The 18,635-nt window shown below is 61.0% G+C and carries 14 protein-coding genes; 7 read left to right on the forward strand and 7 right to left on the reverse strand.

Annotated elements, in window-relative coordinates; genetic code table 11:
* Nucleotides 1-85 precede the first annotated feature (85 nt).
* Complete coding sequence (gene cckA / locus AC1Q5O_RS08240) at nucleotides 86-2,674, reverse strand: cell cycle histidine kinase CckA (protein ID WP_492562361.1); 2,589 nt, start codon at nucleotides 2,672-2,674, stop codon at nucleotides 86-88.
* A 337-nt stretch (nucleotides 2,675-3,011) separates the two neighbouring features.
* Here cckA and AC1Q5O_RS08245 point away from each other — a divergent pair, with 337 nt between their 5' ends.
* The gene (locus AC1Q5O_RS08245; protein ID WP_492562362.1) at nucleotides 3,012-4,100 is read left to right on the forward strand and encodes a hypothetical protein; all 1,089 of its coding nucleotides are present in this window, start codon (nucleotides 3,012-3,014) and stop codon (nucleotides 4,098-4,100) included.
* Between the two features lie 73 nt (nucleotides 4,101-4,173).
* Here the strand turns inward: AC1Q5O_RS08245 and dksA are convergent, their stop codons facing one another.
* The gene (gene dksA / locus AC1Q5O_RS08250; protein ID WP_091877580.1) at nucleotides 4,174-4,590 is read right to left on the reverse strand and encodes an RNA polymerase-binding protein DksA; all 417 of its coding nucleotides are present in this window, start codon (nucleotides 4,588-4,590) and stop codon (nucleotides 4,174-4,176) included.
* Nucleotides 4,591-5,228: 638 nt separating this feature from the next.
* On the opposite strand from dksA, the gene AC1Q5O_RS08255 reads away from it, so the two are divergent.
* From AC1Q5O_RS08255 to AC1Q5O_RS08270, 4 genes are all read left to right on the forward strand, one after another.
* On the forward strand, nucleotides 5,229-5,744 hold the full coding sequence (locus AC1Q5O_RS08255; protein ID WP_472460888.1) for a SixA phosphatase family protein: 516 nt from the start codon (nucleotides 5,229-5,231) through the stop codon (nucleotides 5,742-5,744).
* 78 nt (nucleotides 5,745-5,822) lie between these two features.
* On the forward strand, nucleotides 5,823-7,286 hold the full coding sequence (locus AC1Q5O_RS08260) for a YcjX family GTP-binding protein (RefSeq protein WP_492562363.1): 1,464 nt from the start codon (nucleotides 5,823-5,825) through the stop codon (nucleotides 7,284-7,286).
* Nucleotides 7,283-8,368 carry a YcjF family protein gene (locus AC1Q5O_RS08265; protein WP_492562364.1) on the forward strand — a complete coding sequence of 362 codons (1,086 nt, stop codon included), beginning with the start codon at nucleotides 7,283-7,285 and terminating at the stop codon, nucleotides 8,366-8,368. Before AC1Q5O_RS08260 ends, AC1Q5O_RS08265 begins: the two co-directional genes overlap by 4 nt.
* 106 nt (nucleotides 8,369-8,474) lie before the next feature.
* Nucleotides 8,475-9,017: a hypothetical protein gene (locus AC1Q5O_RS08270; RefSeq protein ID WP_223612944.1), complete on the forward strand. Its 543-nt coding sequence runs from the start codon at nucleotides 8,475-8,477 to the stop codon at nucleotides 9,015-9,017.
* Here the strand turns inward: AC1Q5O_RS08270 and folK are convergent, their stop codons facing one another.
* Nucleotides 9,018-9,542 carry a 2-amino-4-hydroxy-6-hydroxymethyldihydropteridine diphosphokinase gene (gene folK, locus AC1Q5O_RS08275; protein ID WP_492562365.1) on the reverse strand — a complete coding sequence of 175 codons (525 nt, stop codon included), beginning with the start codon at nucleotides 9,540-9,542 and terminating at the stop codon, nucleotides 9,018-9,020.
* Nucleotides 9,539-10,378 (reverse strand): dihydropteroate synthase, encoded by an 840-nt coding sequence (folP, locus tag AC1Q5O_RS08280; protein ID WP_492562366.1) that lies wholly within the window; start codon nucleotides 10,376-10,378, stop codon nucleotides 9,539-9,541. The genes folK and folP overlap by 4 nt, the downstream gene beginning before the upstream one ends.
* A gap of 138 nt (nucleotides 10,379-10,516) precedes the next feature.
* Here folP and AC1Q5O_RS08285 point away from each other — a divergent pair, with 138 nt between their 5' ends.
* On the forward strand, nucleotides 10,517-11,137 hold the full coding sequence (locus tag AC1Q5O_RS08285) for a DUF922 domain-containing Zn-dependent protease (protein WP_403176209.1): 621 nt from the start codon (nucleotides 10,517-10,519) through the stop codon (nucleotides 11,135-11,137).
* Between the two features lie 31 nt (nucleotides 11,138-11,168).
* Here AC1Q5O_RS08285 and AC1Q5O_RS08290 read toward each other — a convergent pair whose 3' ends face one another.
* The 3 genes from AC1Q5O_RS08290 to AC1Q5O_RS08300 form a co-directional block, all read right to left on the reverse strand.
* Nucleotides 11,169-12,194, reverse strand: a complete 1,026-nt coding sequence (locus AC1Q5O_RS08290) for an NAD(P)/FAD-dependent oxidoreductase (RefSeq protein ID WP_492562367.1) — start codon at nucleotides 12,192-12,194, stop codon at nucleotides 11,169-11,171.
* 109 nt (nucleotides 12,195-12,303) lie between these two features.
* The gene (locus AC1Q5O_RS08295; protein WP_240370589.1) at nucleotides 12,304-12,624 is read right to left on the reverse strand and encodes a 2Fe-2S iron-sulfur cluster-binding protein; all 321 of its coding nucleotides are present in this window, start codon (nucleotides 12,622-12,624) and stop codon (nucleotides 12,304-12,306) included.
* A 105-nt stretch (nucleotides 12,625-12,729) separates the two neighbouring features.
* Nucleotides 12,730-13,104: an Hpt domain-containing protein gene (locus AC1Q5O_RS08300; protein WP_346308035.1), complete on the reverse strand. Its 375-nt coding sequence runs from the start codon at nucleotides 13,102-13,104 to the stop codon at nucleotides 12,730-12,732.
* 301 nt (nucleotides 13,105-13,405) lie between these two features.
* Between AC1Q5O_RS08300 and AC1Q5O_RS08305 the strand changes: the two genes are divergently transcribed.
* Nucleotides 13,406-18,634 carry an apolipoprotein A-IV repeat region-like domain-containing protein gene (locus tag AC1Q5O_RS08305; protein ID WP_492562368.1) on the forward strand — a complete coding sequence of 1,743 codons (5,229 nt, stop codon included), beginning with the start codon at nucleotides 13,406-13,408 and terminating at the stop codon, nucleotides 18,632-18,634.
* Nucleotide 18,635 lies beyond the last annotated feature (1 nt).

Raw genomic sequence — 18,635 nt, forward strand, 5'->3', positions numbered from 1 at the left:
ATTCTTCCGTGGCTGCTTCCGGGCCGATACTGGCCTATCCACGGCAAGGATGCTTCGAAAACGCTCGAAGTATCAAGTGCGTCCTCTATTCGCTTTCCAGCATTTCCTTGACCGACGTCGCCAGCTGCTTCAGCGAGAAGGGTTTTGGCAGGAAGCCGAACTTGGCATCTTCCGGCAGGTTGCGGGCAAAGGCGTCTTCCGCATAACCCGACACGAAGATGAACTTGATATCCCCGTATTCCTTGCGCAGTTCGCGCAGCAGCGTCGGGCCGTCCATCTCCGGCATCACCACGTCGGACACGATGATATCGACCTTGCCGCCCAGTTCCTTCATCACTTCAAGCGCTTCGACACCGCTGGACGCCTCGTGCACGGTATAGCCGCGCGACTGCAGGGCACGGACACCGCCCATGCGCACCGCATCCTCGTCCTCGACCAGGAGAACCGTTGCGGAGCCGGAAAGATCGGTGGCCTTCTCGACCTTCTTTTCCTTCTTCGGCGCTTCGACCGCGACAACTTCACCTGCCGCGTTGAGGACTGGAGCCTCCACATGGCGCGGCAGGAAGATGCGGAATGTGGTGCCCTTGCCAAGTTCGGACTCGCAATGGATCGAACCGCCGGTCTGCTTGATGATGCCGTAGACCATGGAAAGCCCGAGACCGGTGCCCTTGCCGACTTCCTTGGTGGTGAAGAACGGTTCGAAAATCTTCTCGATGACCTCGGGCGGCATGCCGGTGCCGCTGTCCTGCACCTCGACCAGGACATAGTCGCCCGGCAGGAGATCGCGGTAGTTCAGCGCCGCGCTTTCGCTCTCGCCGATATTGCGGGTGCGGATGGTCAGATCGCCGCCTTCCGGCATGGCATCGCGCGCATTGACGGTCAGATTGACCACCACCTGCTCGAACTGGCCGAGATCGGCGCGCACCGGCCACAGGTCGCGGCCATGCTCGATCTTGAGGTTGACCTGCGTTCCCGCAAGCCGTGTCAGCAGCATGCGCACATCAGCGATGACATCGGTGAGGTCAAGCACTTCCGGACGCAGGGTCTGGCGCCGCGAGAATGCCAGGAGCTGCCGCACCAGCGATGCCGCGCGGTTGGCGTTCTGCTTGATGTTCATGATGTCGGCAAAGGACGGATCGGACGCCCGGTGATTGGTGAGCAACAGGTCGGACGACATGATGATTGCCGTCAGCACATTGTTGAAGTCGTGGGCGATACCACCCGCGAGCTGGCCGACGGCCTGCATCTTCTGGCTCTGGGCCATGGTGGCTTCCAGCGCCTTTTGCTCCGTGGTTTCCACGACGGAAACGATGGCAGCCTCCTCGGCGCCCTCTTCCGAGCCGGCATCGAAGACCGGACTGATATAGAAGCGTAGATGGCGCTCCTCATGCCCGGGAATGACCGTATCCACCGGCGAAATCTCCGCCTTGCCGGCAAAGGCAGCGGCCAGCGCCCGGTCGAAAGCTTCCCTGTCGCGCTCATGCACGACGGTTTCCAGCGGCGCGCGCCGGTCGATGGCATCGCGGTCCACCACGGGCGAGAACAGGCCGAGGAACCGCGCATTGGTGCGCAGGATCTTGCCGGACGCATCGACGGCGGCGATCGCCATGGACGCCGAGTTGAAAAAGCGGGTGAACCGCACTTCCGCGGCGCGCAGGGCGGCGGAATTGTCCTCGCCCTCTGCGCGGTTGAGCACGATTGTGCGGGTCGGGCCGCGCTTGCCGTCGCGCTGCGCCTGCACACGGTGATAGAAGCGCACGGCGAGGCTCTGGCCGTTCGCCTTGGCCAGATCGAGATCGATCACCGTGTTGCGGCTGGTACCCGGTTCCGTCTTCACCGCATTGATCAGCGCCATGCCGTTGCCCGCGACGATATCGCGGACCGTCATGGAACCCGGCGTGAACTTGGTCAGGTCAATCCCGAGCCATTCGGCCAGTGTCGCATTGATATAGGTGATGCGCCCGTCAGGGTCGGCGGAGAAAAAGCCCGCCGGGGCATGGTCAAGGTGATCGATAGCCTCCTGAATATCCTGGAAATAGCGCTCCTGCTCGGCGCGCTCGGCGGAAATATCGGCAATCTGCCATGCAAAAACCGGCGCTGTCTGACCGGGAATACCCGCAACGGCACGGGCCTTGACGCGATACCAGGTCGGTATCGGCGCGCGCGCAGGGTCGAGCGGCCGCGACAGGCGCAGCTCTTCCTGGCCGGAAATACCGTCCCGCACCGCATTGGCCAGCCGGTAGATCGGATCGGAAGCGGCGCTTTCACTGGAAAGTATGTGCTCTATCGCCCGGACATCACTGGAATTGGTCACGCCCGTCAACTGGGCATAGGCGCGGTTGGCGTAGACGATACGGCCCTTCTGGTCGGTGACAACCGTGCCCTCGGGAAACGTATCGACAAAGGCGCGCGTCAGTTCATCGCTGGTGCCGCGCGGTGTGAACTGAATGACATTGATGGCCGAACCGAAGAGATAGAACACGCCGGTCATGGCCAGCGTGCCGAGCAGTCCCAGCAGAAACTGCTGCCCCAGCTGGTCGCGGTAGATGAAATAAAGGATGGAAACGCCGACCAGCACAATGCCGAGAATGACAAGACGCAAGGCCGCCTTGATCGACTTTGTGTTGGCAATGATCGGTTCTGGATAAAGATCGTTGTTCGTCTCTTGAGACATCCGTCTCAAACCCCTTCTTTTCATCGCGGAAGCTGCCCGGGCAGGCCACAATATTTTGAACCGGCTGAGGTCCGTATGACCAATGCTGGTTCCGAATCGTTTGGATCATATCTTTGATGCCGTATAAACCCCAAGCGCGCAGAACCAGCCATTATTCCACGGTTTCGCACGGCAATTGCGGCACAAGATCGGCGGGACCAGCCGATAGCCACAGGCCAGACGATGCGTCAGGGTTGCAGCAGGCAAAGGCTCGCACTAGTGTCACACAGATTATTGCTCCGGGTTCCATGTCGGGGGACGTGCGTTTTGGCCCGGAGAATGTATAGGAGAGTTCGTCATGCATAATTGGCTGGTCGCTGTCGTCGGCGAAACCGCTGCCCCGATTGTCGGGTTCATCCTTCTTTTCGCACTGGTCATTGTCCTTCTGCTGCTCGTCTTTGCCGTTCTGCGGCGCGTCACCGGCGGAACCTTCGTCGCCGGGGGGCGCAACCGTCAGGTCCGCCTGTCGGTGACCGATGCGGCCGCTGTCGATAATCGCCGCCGCCTGGTTCTGGTGCGGCGCGACGACGTGGAACACCTGATCCTGATCGGCGGCCCCAGCGATTTGGTGATCGAGCAGAATATCCGTCAGTTTGCCAAGCCGCAGTCCCGCGTCGAACCCGCGGCCACCATCGCTCCGGCGGATGCCGAGCCGAAAGCCGAGGCGCGGCCGGTTGAGGCACCCCGCCCGCAGCCCGTGGCTCCGGCGCGCGTTTCACCACCCGTCACTCCGGTCAGCCGGCCCGTAGCGCCGGTGCAGCCTGCAACACCGCCCGCGCCGGTTCGTCCGGCCGCTCCGGTTCAAGCGGCGGCTGCGCAACGCGAAACGATGCAGCCCGAACCACAGCGCCCCATCACGGCAGCAGCGCCGCTGCCGCCCGTTCCACCCATGGCGCCCATTCCTCCGATCGCCAGTGCGCCCGATGCCGTATCGCCACCCGCCGCCGCGCAGCAGCCTGCCGGGACACCCCATATCGAGGCGCCGCATAGGGACAATGGCTGGCAGCGGACGGCCTCGCCGTCCTTTGGTGCAAGCCAGCGCAGTGAACCGCACATCGATGCCCTGCCGCATTTTGACGAGACACATCCGGAAACCAAGACGCCTGTGGAAACCAGAACCACCACGGCGGCGGCGTTCCCCTTCGCCGTGCAGAGTGAAGGCGTAAGGTCCATCCACGAAGATTCGTCGCTGGAAATTCTCGGGCCGGCCAAGGCGAAGGAACCGGACATCAATCTGGCGGACCTTGATTTCGGCGATGCTTTCGAGTCGGATCTCGAAGGCGAACTCCACATCACGCCCGATGAGGAAGTGCGCAAGGAGACCGGCAGCATCGAGGACGAAATGGAGCGCCTGCTCGGGGATCTGTCCAGGCCGGAAAAGCGGTAGTCTTCAAAGAGGCTTCTCCAATAAAAAAGCCCGGAACGATCCGGGCTTTTTTATTGGTTTCATCAAGGTCGCATCAATCGTCGCGGTAGACTTTCTCGCGTCGTTCGTGACGTTCCTGCGCCTCGATGGAAAGTGTAGCTATCGGCCGTGCATCCAGACGTTTCAAGCTGATCGGATCACCGGTCTCCTCGCAAAACCCGTATGTTCCGTCATCAATGCGCTGCAAGGCTGCATCGATCTTTGAGATCAGTTTGCGCTGCCGGTCACGCGCCCGCAACTCGATCGCACGGTCCGTTTCGGACGATGCACGATCAGCGATATCTGGCAGGTTCGCATTTTCCTGCTGCAGGATCTCAAGCGTTTCACGCGCCTCCCGCAGAATGTCGTTCTTCCAGTTGATTAGTTTTTCACGAAAATAGGATTTCTGCCGATCACTCATGAAAGGCTCGTCATCCGTGGGCTTATAGTCAAGATCGATAAGTTTATTCATCTTTGAATCACCCTGCACCTATGAGACGCGAGGAGGCCTATATAGGTCGTGTCACAAAGCCGCACAACTGCAAAACGACAGGCTGTTAAGGGATTCGAACAAAGCGATTTTGCTTAAATAATCGGCAAACAATCCGCCAAATGCGGGCCATCTCGACATAAAATGCGATATTCCAGCCGAAAATACGGCAAAATACCGGTTTTGGTCGCCTGTACCCGCTGGCACTGTTTAACCAATGCCTCGCAGAAATGCAGGCCGCCCATAAATAGGACAGGCCGGTTTTGCACAATTATTTGAGAATTGCGTCATTTGCCGCAGAGGTTTATCCATTCATTGTGTCCTAAAATAAGCAAAACACGGTGGGGTTAAGGGTCCAGACCCATTAATCTGATCGAAAGGGCGCCTGAAACGGCAAGAAGATGCGAGGAGAGATGCGAAGGGCGGGGCCTTTCCCCCGACCGAGCGGCTCGACACGGCAGCTTGCAGCCGTTTCGGCGTCCGGAGGATATGGTCTTTTCGCCCGGCTACATCGTCGCAAAGGCTTGAAAATGAACCATATTGCCATCGCCTTTGCTCCTTGTATCCGAACGAAAAGCCTCATACCATTTCGACCAGATTAACGGGTCCGGACCCTAAAGATGAGCCAGGTCTATTTACTCCGCCATGCCAAAGCAGTCTGGCCATCTCCCGGGCAAAAAGACTTTGACCGGACGTTGGACTCCGTCGGGATTCAATCGGCAACCGTTCTGGGCGAAGAGATGAAGCGGTTCGGGCTGCGGCCGGACATCGTCCTCTGTTCGACCGCCGTTCGGGCAAGGCAGACACTGGAGCATATCGCCCTGCAACCCTCCTTCATTCTGGAAGATCTGGAAAAACTCTATTCCGGCAGCGCCGACAACTATCTGACAGCCATCCGCATGGCGGGGCTTGAGCATGAAAATGCCCATTCCGTCATGCTGGTCGGCCACAATCCGATGATGGAGGATGTGGCCATTGCCCTTGCCGGGCGCGGCGATCCGCCCGCTCACCCCACCTTCGCAGCCGGTTTTCCCACGGCGGGGCTCGCCGTCATTGATTTTGCCGCTCCGCTGGCGGAAATCCGCCATGGAACCGGGACACTGAGCACGTTCCTGTCGCCGTCCGAGCACCTCTGAAAAAAGCCAACGTCTTGTCATTAGACGTGTCACCCCTATATCCGGGCCGAGAACGGGCGAAAGTGCAGGACGATTGACTTGGGAACATTGACAACACTGACCGACGAGGCAAAGATCGCCCTCGATACCCTGGCGGATCGGACCGCGGGGCTGGTTTCGCCCTCGCTCCGGCTTGGTGTGACCGGCCTTTCCCGGGCGGGCAAGACCGTTTTCATCACCGCGCTGGTGCACAATCTCATCCACGGCGGCAGGTTGCCGATGTTCGAAGCGCAGAAATCCGGCCGGATCGCCAAGGCCTATCTGGAGGAGCAGCCGGACGACGCCGTGCCGCGCTTCCAGTATGAGGACCACCTCAAGGCGCTCATCGAGGACCGTATCTGGCCGGATTCCACCCGGGCCATTTCGGAGCTGCGGCTGACCATCGAATACGAATCCGCGTCGATGTGGAACCGCATGTTTTCCGGCGGCAAGCTTTCCCTCGATATTGTCGACTATCCCGGCGAATGGCTGCTCGACCTGCCGCTCCTCAACAAGTCCTATGCCGAATTCTCCAGCGACTCCTTCGATCTGGCGCGCCTTGAAAGCCGCCGCGAGCTGGCAAGCGAGTGGCTTGCCGTGGCGGACGCCATTGATGCCGATGCGCAGGCCGACGAAGTAACGGCGCAGCGACTTGCGCGCAGTTTCACCGGCTACCTCAAAGCAGGAAAGGCCGACGAGCGCGCATTGTCGACGCTGCCGCCCGGCCGTTTTCTGATGCCTGGCGATCTCGACGGCTCACCCGCCCTCACCTTCGCACCCCTGCCCAATCTCAAATCCGGCAAGTTCCGCCCCGGCTCGCTGGCCGCCATGATGGAGCGCCGCTACGAGGCCTACAAGACCCATGTGGTCAAACCGTTTTTCCGCGAGCACATTGCCCGGCTCGACCGGCAGATCGTGCTGGTCGATGCCATGCAGGCGATGAATGCTGGATCGTCCGCCATTGCCGATCTCGAGCGTGCCCTGACGGAAATCCTCTCCTGCTTTCGTCCCGGCAGCACCAATTTCCTCACCGGGCTTGTCCAGCGGCGCATCGGCCGCATTCTGATTGCCGCAACCAAGGCCGATCATCTGCACCATGAAAGCCATGACCGGCTGCAGGCCATCGTCCGCCGCCTGGTGGACCGGGCCGTCGGCCGTGCCGACTTTTCCGGCGCGAATGTCGACGTGCTGGCCATGGCGGCGGTGCGCACCACGCGCGAGGCAACCGTTACCCAGGGCAAGGAAATCCTCCCCGTCATCGTCGGAACGCCGCTGAAGGGCGAAACGATCGACGGCGAACACTTCGACGGCAAGACGGAAACAGCCATATTTCCCGGTGACTTACCGGAAAGACCGGATTCAATTTTCGAAGGACCGGAATCGGCTTCTGAAGATCCGGCCATTCGCTTCGTCCGTTTCCGTCCGCCGGTACTCGAAAAGACCGCAGAAGGGTTTACACTGTCGCTGCCGCATATCCGGCTTGATCGCGCGCTTCAGTTCCTGATCGGAGACCGCCTCGCATGACCGACAGCACCCCACGCAAACCTGCAGCCTTCCGCATGGCCCCGCCGGAGGCAACCGCGCGCGCCAGGACGGAAACGCCGCACAAACCCGCCGAAGCCCGCAGGCCCACCGCAATCAGGGATATCGCGGTGATCACACCGGCACCCGTTGATGTGTTCGACCTCGATGCCGCAACGGCAGATGAACTGGATGCCTTGACCCCGCCACCAGCGCTGCCGCGCAAGAAACGGTTCTCCTTTGCATCCGTGCTGACCGGCTCCCTCGGCGTATTGGTATCGCTCGCCGTCGGGCTATGGGCCGATAATCTCATCCGCACCCTGTTCGAGCGCGCGCCCTGGCTTGGCTGGGCGGCGCTTGCCGTCGGCATCGTCGCCGCCCTCTCGCTTCTGGCCATCGTCATCCGCGAAACCCTTGCCCTGCGCCGCCTCGCGTCGGTACAATCGCTGCGCGATGAGGCGGCCAAGGCGGCGGCCGATAATGACGCACGGCAGGCCAAGACCGCCGTCGCGCGGCTGGTCACCATCGCCGAGACCATGCCGGCGACCGCCAAGGGCCGTGCCCTGCTGCACGACCTGCGCGACGACGTGATCGACGGACGCGATCTCATCCGCCTGACGGAAACCGAATTGCTGCGCCCGCTCGACCGGCAGGCGCGCGAGCTCATTCTCGCCGCAGCAAAGCGCGTTTCGGTTGTCACCGCCGTCAGTCCGCGCGCCCTCGTCGATATCGGCTATGTTATTTTCGAGTCGGCCCGGCTGATCCGCCGCCTGTCGGAACTCTATGGCGGACGCCCCGGCACGCTGGGCTTCCTCAAGCTGACCCGCAACGTGATCGCCCATCTCGCTGTCACCGGCACCGTGGCCATGGGCGACAGCATCGTCCAGCAGCTTGTCGGCCACGGGCTCGCGGCAAAGCTCTCGGCGCGGCTGGGCGAAGGCGTCATCAACGGCCTGATGACCGCGCGCATCGGCATTTCCGCAATGGATCTGGTCCGCCCGTTTCCGTTCAATGCGGAAAAACGCCCGGGGATCAGCGATTTTATTGGGGATCTTGCCCGTATCGGCGGCGGGAAAAAACAATAATCCTGTGGACGGGGTTGCAATTTCGGCAGGAATGGCAACCATCCGTTAACCATTCCAACCGATGATCGGTCATCGTCATTTCAATGATTTGTGTTGAGTAACCCCAATGAAAACACGCGCAGCTGCCGCTACCATATCTTTGTTCGCATGCGCGCTCTTCGCGTTTTCCGCACAAGCCAAGGACAAAGACAAGGACGCCGAGTTCTTTCAGACCGTCGAAGGCCAGTGGGTTGGTCCCGGCGAGATCGTTGCCGGCAAGTACAAAGGCACGAAATTCACCTGCACGCTCGACGGTTCAACGCCCGATGAGACCGCAGGCATGACGCTGGACGGCAATTGCCGTGTCGGCATTTTCAACCAGCCGATGAAGGCAACCATCGCCCGTTCCGGCGGCACCTACAAGGGCACGTTCCTCGACGGTGCGGCGGGCAAGGGCCTTGATATCACCGGCGGCAGTGTTGCCGGCGACCGGGTTGTCCTGAACATCACCCGCAAACAGCTGACCGGCGCAATGCTGGCCAAGTTTACCGGCGACAACACGCTGAACGTCACCATATCCGTGCGGCTGGAAGATACGCTGATCCCGGTTGTCGGCATGACCCTGAAGCGGGTGGACAACACCGCGGTCAGCAGCATCGCCAAGAACTGATCAATCCGTTCGGTTGTCGCGCCACCAGCCCGCCTCGTCGCGGGCTTTTTCTATGCCGGAACGGTCACACAGGACGGCCCATCCGGCAATGCTTTTGCCGCTGACCACAAGATCCGGCGCGATATCGCCGAGCGGCACCAGCACAAAGGCCCGTTCCGTCATGCGCGGATGCGGCAGTGTCAGCGTCGGGCTTTCAAAGTGCTCCCTGCCCTCATAGGCCAAAAGGTCGATGTCGATGATGCGCGGTCCCCAGCGTTCGATCCGCTCCCGTTTCATCCGGCGCTCGATATCCAGCGTGGCCGCCAGCAAAGCTTCCGGTTCGAGGGATGTTTCGACACAGGCGCAGGCATTGTGAAACCACGCCTGATCGATCTTTCCCCACGGCGGCGTCCGGTAAACCGGCGAAACGGCAGTGACCCGCGTATCATCGCGGCGGTCGAGGGCCTGCAGGGCTTCCGCCATCGACTGAACGGGTTCGCCGATATTGCCGCCCAGTCCCAGCCACGCCTTGTGCACGAGGCTCATGTCCCGGCACTCCGGGTTGCAAGCATGGCATCGGCAATGGCCAGCGCATCCCGGTTCATCCTGACGTCATGCACGCGAAACACATCCGCACCGGCCAGCCGCAGGATCGCGGATGTCGCGGCCGTGACCACGTCGCGCTGGTCCGCATCGCGCCCTGTCACGGCGCCGAGGAAACGCTTGCGCGACGTACCCGCCAGGAAGGGATAACCAAAGGCCTGCAGCTCGCCGAACCGCCGCATCAAAGCAAGGTTTTCCTCGGTTTCTTTGGCAAAGCCGAAACCCGGATCAAGCACGATCTGCTCGCGCGCCACGCCGGCCAGCCTGGCGATCTCAAGTGACCGGTTGAGGAAAGCGAATTGGTCAACGATGACATCCGGATCGCGCTCCCGCTCCCGGCCCGTATGCATGATGACAAGCCCGGCACCGGTTTCCGCCGCAAGATCGGCAATCGCCGGTTCGCGCTGGACACCCCACACGTCATTGACGATATGCGCACCGGCGGCAACGGCCAGCCGCGCGGTTTCCTCGCGATAGGTATCGACGGAAATGAGGACATCGGTTTCCCCTGCGAGGGCCTCGATGACCGGAAGTACCCGCGCCTGTTCGGTCCGGGGATCGACGCGGGTTGCGCCGGGACGGGTCGACTCGCCGCCGACATCGATGATGGTTGCCCCCTCGGCAATCATCGCCCTCGCCCCCTCGATGGCCTTGTCCAGCGCCAGATGCACGCCGCCATCGGAAAACGAATCCGGCGTGACATTGAGGACACCCATGATGACAGACACCGGCCCGAGGGTGAGGGATCGCCCATGCGCCAGACGCCACTCTCTTTGCATGGGATGCTCCTTTCAAGACTGTACTGCTGCTGTTGTTTTTGAACAGAACGGCCGTCACGTCAATTCATCCGCAACGTTTTTGGCGCTACAGTATCGGGAGCACAGGCAGGCTTTGGCCGAAATGAAGGACCAGTCCCCATGAAAACGATTGTCAGAACGGCGGCTCTCGCACTTGCATGCCTGCTCGCGACAGAAAGCGCCAATGCGGCCGTGGTCCTGCGCAATTACAAGTATTTCACGCTGTCCGGCACGACCGCCGCCGATCTCGACCGCGAGTTGAGCCGGCGTGGTCCGCAACTGCACAAGACCGGGCCTCGCCATCCCGGTGCGACACAGATGCGGTTCAACACCAAGGTCAAATACGGCTCCGACGGCAAGAGCTGCCGGGTTGTCGAGGCAAACATCACCATTCACGCCCAGGTCCACCTGCCGCGCTGGAAACAGCGCGCTTCGGCCAAGCCCGATCTCGCCATGATCTGGGATACGCTGTCGGCCGATATCAAACGTCATGAAGAGAGCCATATCGTGATCGCCCGCACCGCTGCCGGCGATATGGAACGGGCGATGAAAGCCCTGCCCTGGCGCAGCAATTGCGAAGAGATGAAAGCCGATGCGGCCAAGCTCATGGTCAAGCTGATGAAGGAGCAGGACGCTGCGCAGATTCAGTTTGACCGCGTGGAGGGAAAGAATTTTGAGCGCCGCTTCGAACGGCTGCTCATATTCCGCATCCAGCGCGAGATGGAAAAGAAAAAGGGATAGTGTGACCGGCGCTGACGCGCCGGTTCATCTTTCAAGCGACGCCCAGCTTCTTCTGCAGGCTGGTCGATGAGGTCGTATACTGGAACACCACCCGCTCGCCGGGGCTGACGATGCGCTTGGCCGCCTGGGTCATCAGCGCCGCCTCGTGGAAACCGGACAGGATCAGCTTCAGCTTGCCGGGATACCAGTTGATGTCGCCGATGGCGAAAATCCCCGGTTCAGAGGTTTCGAAGGTCTCGACATTCACCGGTATGAGATTTTCATGCAGGTTGAGCCCCCAATCGGCAATCGGGCCGAGTTTCATCGTCAAACCGAAGAACGGCAGCAGGCGGGTGACCGGAATCTCCGTCTCTCCCTCCGCAGCCTTGATCGTGGCGCTGGACAGCTGCCCGTCGGTGCCCGTCAGTCCGGAAACCTGTCCAAGCTCGAACCGCACGCTGCCGCGCTCGACCAGTTCGAACATTTTCTTGACGCTGTCGGGCGCCGCGCGGAATTCGGCACGGCGATGCACCACGGTCAAACTGCGGGCGATTGGTTGCAGGTTCAGCGCCCAGTCCAGGGCCGAATCGCCGCCGCCGACAATCAGCACGTCTTCGTCACGGAACTCCTCCATGCGGCGCACCGAATAAAAGACGCTCTTGCCCTCGAAGGCTTCGATGCCGGGAACCGGCGGGCGCTTCGGCTGGAATGAGCCGCCGCCGGCGGCAATCACCACCACCTTGGTTTCGAAAACCTCGCCTTCGTCCGTTTCCACGTGGAACTGGCCATCGGGCTGGCGTTCCAGCCGGGTGACCATGCGATTGAAATGAAATTGCGGCGCGAACGGCTTGATCTGCTCCATCAGCTTGTCCGTCAGACCCTGCCCGCTGATCTCGGGCCAGGCCGGAATGTCATAGATCGGCTTTTCCGGGTAGAGCTCGGCGCATTGGCCGCCGGGACGGTCGAGAATATCGATCAGATGGCATTTGAGATCGTAAAGGCCGAGTTCGAACACGGCAAAGAGGCCAACAGGCCCGGCACCAATGATCACAACGTCCGTTTTGGTTATTTCACTCATCGACAATTCCTCATGACAAACCAGTGCAGTATTTCATACCCGCCCGCGGTCTGGAATGGAGCAATTCTAATCGGTCGGTGAGAAAATATCAGGCAAAATATGCGGAATGTCAGGCCTGACGTTCCGGAACATGCACGACAAGCCCGTCCAGTTCATCGGAAACGCGAATCTGGCAGGACAGGCGCGAGCTCGGACGCACGTCATAGGCGAAGTCCAGCATGTCTTCTTCCATGGCTTCCGGTTCTCCGGCCGCGTCCTTCCATGCGCCGTCGACATAGACATGGCAGGTCGCGCAGGCGCAGGCACCGCCGCATTCCGCGTCGATGCCCGGCACGGCGTTGCGGATGGCACTTTCCATCACGGTCGAGCCGTTCTCGGCTTCCGTTTCAATCCGGACGCCATCGAAAGTGACAAACGTGATCTTTGCCATGAAAAAAGCCCCAAGCAGAAAAGTTACCGCTGAGATAGGGATTTGGGCAGGGAAGTCAATTGCACTCCCTGACGCAGCCTGGGGGCCCGCCCCCGGACTGAGGCCCTAGCGCGTGATCGCCGCTATATAATCACGCACACCGTCGATTTCGGGATGAAGTTCGCTGAGCAGCTTCGTGTTGCCCGGCGACTGTTCAATCGATTCGGCCAGATCGGCCACGCGGAAGGCACCGACGGCGCGCGCCGAACCCTTGAGCGATTTGGCGAGACGAACCCGTTCATCCGCATTCGCCTGGCTCAGCCGGTTGACGATTCCGGAGATCTGCCGGGAGAACAGGCTGAGGATTTCGGTCTCGAGTGCCCGGTTGCCGAATGTCTCGCGGGTAAGATGCACAAGATCGATCGGCCGTTTGCGCGATGGTTTGGACGTTTCGCCGCCCGGCAGCGCAAAAGCCATTGACGCTTGTTGTGGCAGTGCCATGATACTCTCCTGAACTCAGACTCAAATGAATGCACAAGTTTAATCAAATGCCGGATATTCTGGGTTAAAGCGTGGCCGCTACCCCCCGAATTGGCCCGATGTGGTGAACGAAGGGTTAATTCAGGCATTCCGGCAAAATTTGGTTCGGGCCAAAAAAATTAACCTTGTGTTTAAACTTTTAAGCATTTCCCGAATCCATTGTTTCTTTCCAATCCATGTGCCAGTACGATAGACTTAAGGCGTAAAGAGTATGGCGCAGTCGACTCCACATGTGGTCACTGCCCAATATTGCGAGGTAAACATGGCCACAGCCCCGAAGAACAAAGCAGCGAAAGCCGAGGATGAACTTGGTGAAGCTCTTGAAAAGGCTCTAGAAATTGATTTCGATGAGTCCACACTCGGCATGGATATGGATCTTTCGCCAGTCGATGACGATCTGATCTCTTTCAACGATCTCGAAGCGCAGATTTCCCAGGCAGCGCAGGAACTGGCGGCGGAAAAACACAATCCGCCCGTCGTTCCGGAACCTGTAAAGCCCGTGGAAATCAAGGAAAGCCTTGCCGCGGAGAACACGATTCCGCTGCCGGCGCCCAAGCCGCAGATCCAGGCTGCCAACCCGATTCCCGCTGCTCCGCCCGCGCCGCCAAAGGCGCCCGCCGTGCCGCCGCAGACATTCAAGCCGGCAAATGACGATTTGCTGCAGAATACCCAAACGACCCGTTCGCCGGTTTCAAACCAGGCGCCGCGCTCCTATGGACTGGTCACCGCAATCGTCAGCGTGCTCTGGGCCGCCGGCGTTCTTGCGCTTGGTCAGGCGCTCTACGGCTCGTCCCTGTGGTCGATTCGGTCCTTCGCCGATTTTGCCGCCGCGCCCTATGCGATTGCCCTCGCCGTCGCGATCATCGTTCCGATCATGCTGTTCTGGGCCTTTGCCCTGATGGTGCGCCGCGCGCAGGAAATGCAGTATGCCGCCCGCTCCATGGCCGAAGCCGCCATGCGTCTTTCCGAGCCGGAAATGCTCTCGTCCGACCGCGTGGCCTCGCTGGGCCAGGCCGTTCGCCGTGAAGTCGCCGCGATGAGCGAAGGTGTCGAACGCACCCTCGCCCGTGCCGTTGAGCTGGAAACGCTTGTTCAGACCGAGGTCAACCAGCTGGAACGCGTCTATACCGACAACGAACACCGCATCCGCACGCTGGTCGACCGTCTTGGCGGCGAACGCGAATCGGTCATCGGCCATGCCGAACGGGTTCGTGCTTCGATCTCCAGCGCACATGAACAGCTGAAGGATGAACTGTCCCTGGCTGGTGATTCGCTGCGTGACAATCTGCTCAATGCCTCGACCAACCTGACCATGTCGATCAACCAGTCCGGCGACACGCTCATCGATCGCCTGACCCAGAGCGGGCACACAATTGCCGAATCGATCGGTTCGCGCTCCGACGACATCTCGGCCAAGATCACCACTTCGGGCGAAGCCTTTGCAAATCTTCTGGAAATGCGGATTGCAGCGCTGTCCGAACAGACCGATTCGGTGACGATGAAGCTGGCCGATACGCTGGATGGCCGCACCAACAGCATGCTGTCGCTGCTGGGCAACGCCACCCAGACTCTGGTCGGTGAATTCGATACGCGTCTCGCCGGGCTCGACACGACAATCAACGAGCGCGGCCGTTCCCTGCTCGCTGAATTCGAAACCCGCGCCCAGTCGCTGGATGCCAGCACCGAACGCCTGAATTCAGCGCTGGAAGCCCGTGCGCGCCAGATCAATGAACAGTTGATCGAACGTACCCGCGACATCGCCAAGACCTTCACTGACGGCCGCGCTTCGATTGACGGTATCGTCGACGAGACGAAGGCAAAGATCGGCAATGACCTCTCGAGCCTTTCCGAATCGGTTGGAAGCCTGCTGTCCACCAACACGACGCTCTTTGCCGACAGGCTGGCCGAAAGCCGCGAAGCCCTCGCTGCGACCCTTTCCGGCGAAACAGAACGGGCTGCCTCGATCATTCGCGATCAGGCCGGACAGCTTGGCGACCATACGTCGACACTGCGCTCCGTTCTCGAAACCAGCACGGCAGCCATCGGCCAGATCATCGACGGTCACACCGCATCGATCGATGACCGCACCTCCGGTCTGCGTGCGGCACTGGCTGACAATGATGCCCGCATCGGCGCGACGCTCGATTCCCATGCCAAGGCCATCGAGGACCGTACGTCGGGCATGCACGCTGCATTCTCCGACACGGATGAAAAGATCCGCCAGACCCTGGACGAACACGTGCGCAGCATCGATGCCCGCAGTGCCGGTGTTGAAGCCGCGATCCTGGCTGGCGATGCCCGCATCGGCCAAACGCTCGAAGCCCATGCCAAGATCATGGACGACCGCACGTCCGGTATGCGCGCCGCCTTTGTCGACACGCACGCCAAGATTGCCCAGACTCTTGACCATCATGCCAAGAGCCTTGATGAGCGCAATCAGGACATCCAGCTCGCTCTGGCTGGCAGCGACGCCAAGCTTGACGAGACGCTGGCCGCCCACACGCAGGCCATTGACGCCCGCAACGCGGAAATCCAGTCGACCCTGCTCAACAGCGGTGCGCGCATCGACGGCACGCTCAGCGGCTTCATTGAATCCGTTGATGGCCGTACAAGCCGCATTGAAAGCGCCCTGACCAGCAGTGACGAGCGCATCAGCAATGTTCTGGCATCGCATGCCAGCGCCATTGAGGACCGCACCGCCGGTATCGAACAGGCGCTCGCCAACAGCGATACACGCATCGGCAACACACTTTCTTCCCATGCCTCGGCATTGGATGAGCGCACCGCGGCCATCCAGGCGGCGCTTGAAAACACCCATGCGCAAATCGGCCAGACCCTGGCCGGTCATGCGTCGATCATCGACGAACGCACTGCCGGCATCCGCTCTGTTCTCGACAGCAGCAATGCCCAGATCGGCAATGTGCTCACCTCGCACGTCACGGCCATCGACGAACGTGCCGCCGGAATCCGGGCAACGCTCAACGACAGCAACGCCCAGTTCGGTGATACGCTTGCCTCGCATGTCAATGCGATTGACGAACGGGCAGCCGCAATCTCGGCAGCGCTTTCGAACAGCAGTGCGCGCATCGACGACACGCTCGCCTCGCATGTCGGCGCCATTGACGAGCGGGCTGCGACGATCACGTCGACGCTTGCCAACAGCACCGCCAAGATCGGCAGCACACTTGCCTCGCACGTCAACACGCTCGATGAGCGCGCGGCAGCCATCCAGGCAACGCTTGCCAACAGCAATGCCGGTATCAGCGATACGCTTGCCGCCCATGTCGGCACGATCGACGAGCGGGCCGCGGCCATCGCGGCAAGCCTCGCCGACAGCGATGCCCGCATTGGTGAGACACTCAACACCCATGCCAGCGTGCTCGACGACCGTATCAGCGGTATTCGCGCAGCGATGGAACATGGCAATACGACGCTCAGCCAGACCCTCGACGGTCAGGCCAGCGCCATCAGCGATCGTACCGTTGCCCTGCAGGCCGTTCTGCACGACAGCGCCGAAGTGCTCGCCAAGGCCTTCGAAACCCATGGCGGCACCATCGACGAACGCACGACGACCATGCAGAGTGCGCTCGCCATGGGTGTCGACAATGTCCGCAAGTCGCTTGAACAGAGCGCCTCGGTCGTTGCCCGCACCCTGCGCGACAAGATCACCGAAGCCGCTTCCACCCTCACCGGCGAAGCACAGAAGGCCGGTGAAGCGCTCGACGGTCACGGCGAGGCATTCAGCCAGCGGATGAACGAAAGCCTGGCTGAAACCGAGAAGCGTCTTGGTCAGCGGGCAACGGAAGCCGCAGCCAATCTGGAAGCACTGGAAGCCCGCTTCACCGCGGCCACGGATTCCACCGCCTCCAAGCTGGCCGAAAGCACCCGCGAACTCAACGAAGTGCTGGCGGCCCGCTCGCAGGAGATCATCAGCATCCTCGACAACACGGCGCAGCCGCTCGTCGAGAGCCTTGCTGACAATGGCCGTACGCTCGCTTCGCAGCTTGTCGAAGCCACCACGGCGGCGACAGAACGCCTGCGCGTGGAAAATGCGGCCCTGATCAATGCCATCGCCAGCCGCACCGCGGAAACCATCACCGCTGTCCAGGAAGCCAAGGCAGGCCTGACCGACGACGTCAGCAACCTGATCGACCGCCTCTCCTCTTCCAATGCGAAGCTGGGCGAGCTGATCGACATGGCCACCAAGAACCTTGGCGACATCGACGGCCGCCTGCTCGACACGACAACCACCTTTGCCGAAAACGCAACGCGTGCTGCCGAGTCCTTCCAGTCTTCGACACGCCTGATCGACGGCAATATCGGCAAGCTCTCGCAGCTGTCGAACACGACACTCGTCGACATTGCCTCCATCGCCAAGCGTTTCGACGAGCATGGCAAGATGCTGGGTGCTGCATCGGAACTGATCAACTCGTCGCAGTCGAACCTCGCTTCGACCTTCGACGAACGTCAGGCTGCCCTGCAGAATCTGGCAACCGGTCTGGTGGAGAAATCCGAGCACATCGAAAAGACCATGCGGTCGTTCGAATCCCTGGTCTCCTCCGCCTTCGACCGGGCCGAAGGCCGTGCCACGCAGACAACCGAACAGATCCGCAATTCGATCGCGGAAGTTGTCGAACAGGCATCGCAGAAGTTCGCCAATGCGACGGACGAAATCCGCCGCTCCTCCGCTGCCATCCGTGCGGAACTCGAAGAGACCCGCTCCGAACTGCAGCGTGGTGTCATGGACATGCCGGAAGAAGCCAAGCAGTCGACAGCGCAGATGCGCAAGGCTGTTTCCGAGCAGATCAATGCGCTGAAGGAACTATCGGAAATCGTGCAGAAGTCCGGACGCCTGACCGACGTCGGCGAAGCCCGGGCCGCCCGCGCCCCTGCTCCTGCCCGTACGGCAGCAGCCGTTGCACAGGCCCCGCAGCCGCAGCGCAGCGAACCGGTTGCAGCACCACGCGCCGTTGCTGCGGCACCCGCTGCTCCGGCTCCGGCCATGCGCGGCAGCCTCGATGTGCGCGGCAACCCGGAACAGCCCAAGCAGGGCAATGGCTGGGTTTCCGACCTGCTCCGTCGCGCATCCAGCGATGAAGCTCCGGCCGAGCCAAAGGCAAAGGCGCCCGAGGCACGTTCGCCCGGTCAGGTGGTTGAATCGCTGAACTCGCTTTCGGTCGATATCACCCGTGCCATCGACCACGAGGCTTCGGTTGAACTGTGGCAGCGTTACCGCGCCGGTGAACGCAATGTGTTCACCCGTCGCCTCTATACGCTGAAGGGTCAGCAGACGTTTGACGAGATCAAGCGCAAGTACCAGGCAGACAGCGAATTCCGCCGCGCCGTCGACCGCTACATGGACGACTTCGAGCGCCTGCTGGAAGACGTTGCCCGCAACGATCGCGACAATGTCCTGACCCAGAACTACCTGACGTCGGATACCGGCAAGGTCTACACCATGCTGGCGCATGCGAGTAACCGCCTGCGCTAAG

It is taken from the genome of Phyllobacterium sp. MT110 (assembly GCF_058792715.1).

Bases quoted from the DNA above. Each gene is read 5' to 3' on its own strand.
- cckA (WP_492562361.1), bottom strand. From the start codon at position 2,674: ATGTCTCAAGAGACGAACAACGATCTTTATCCAGAACCGATCATTGCC.
- AC1Q5O_RS08245 (WP_492562362.1), top strand. From the start codon at position 3,012: ATGCATAATTGGCTGGTCGCTGTCGTCGGCGAAACCGCTGCCCCGATT.
- dksA (WP_091877580.1), bottom strand. From the start codon at position 4,590: ATGAATAAACTTATCGATCTTGACTATAAGCCCACGGATGACGAGCCT.
- AC1Q5O_RS08255 (WP_472460888.1), top strand. From the start codon at position 5,229: ATGAGCCAGGTCTATTTACTCCGCCATGCCAAAGCAGTCTGGCCATCT.
- AC1Q5O_RS08265 (WP_492562364.1), top strand. From the start codon at position 7,283: ATGACCGACAGCACCCCACGCAAACCTGCAGCCTTCCGCATGGCCCCG.
- AC1Q5O_RS08270 (WP_223612944.1), top strand. From the start codon at position 8,475: ATGAAAACACGCGCAGCTGCCGCTACCATATCTTTGTTCGCATGCGCG.
- folK (WP_492562365.1), bottom strand. From the start codon at position 9,542: ATGAGCCTCGTGCACAAGGCGTGGCTGGGACTGGGCGGCAATATCGGC.
- folP (WP_492562366.1), bottom strand. From the start codon at position 10,378: ATGCAAAGAGAGTGGCGTCTGGCGCATGGGCGATCCCTCACCCTCGGG.
- AC1Q5O_RS08285 (WP_403176209.1), top strand. From the start codon at position 10,517: ATGAAAACGATTGTCAGAACGGCGGCTCTCGCACTTGCATGCCTGCTC.
- AC1Q5O_RS08290 (WP_492562367.1), bottom strand. From the start codon at position 12,194: ATGAGTGAAATAACCAAAACGGACGTTGTGATCATTGGTGCCGGGCCT.
- AC1Q5O_RS08295 (WP_240370589.1), bottom strand. From the start codon at position 12,624: ATGGCAAAGATCACGTTTGTCACTTTCGATGGCGTCCGGATTGAAACG.
- AC1Q5O_RS08300 (WP_346308035.1), bottom strand. From the start codon at position 13,104: ATGGCACTGCCACAACAAGCGTCAATGGCTTTTGCGCTGCCGGGCGGC.
- AC1Q5O_RS08305 (WP_492562368.1), top strand. From the start codon at position 13,406: ATGGCCACAGCCCCGAAGAACAAAGCAGCGAAAGCCGAGGATGAACTT.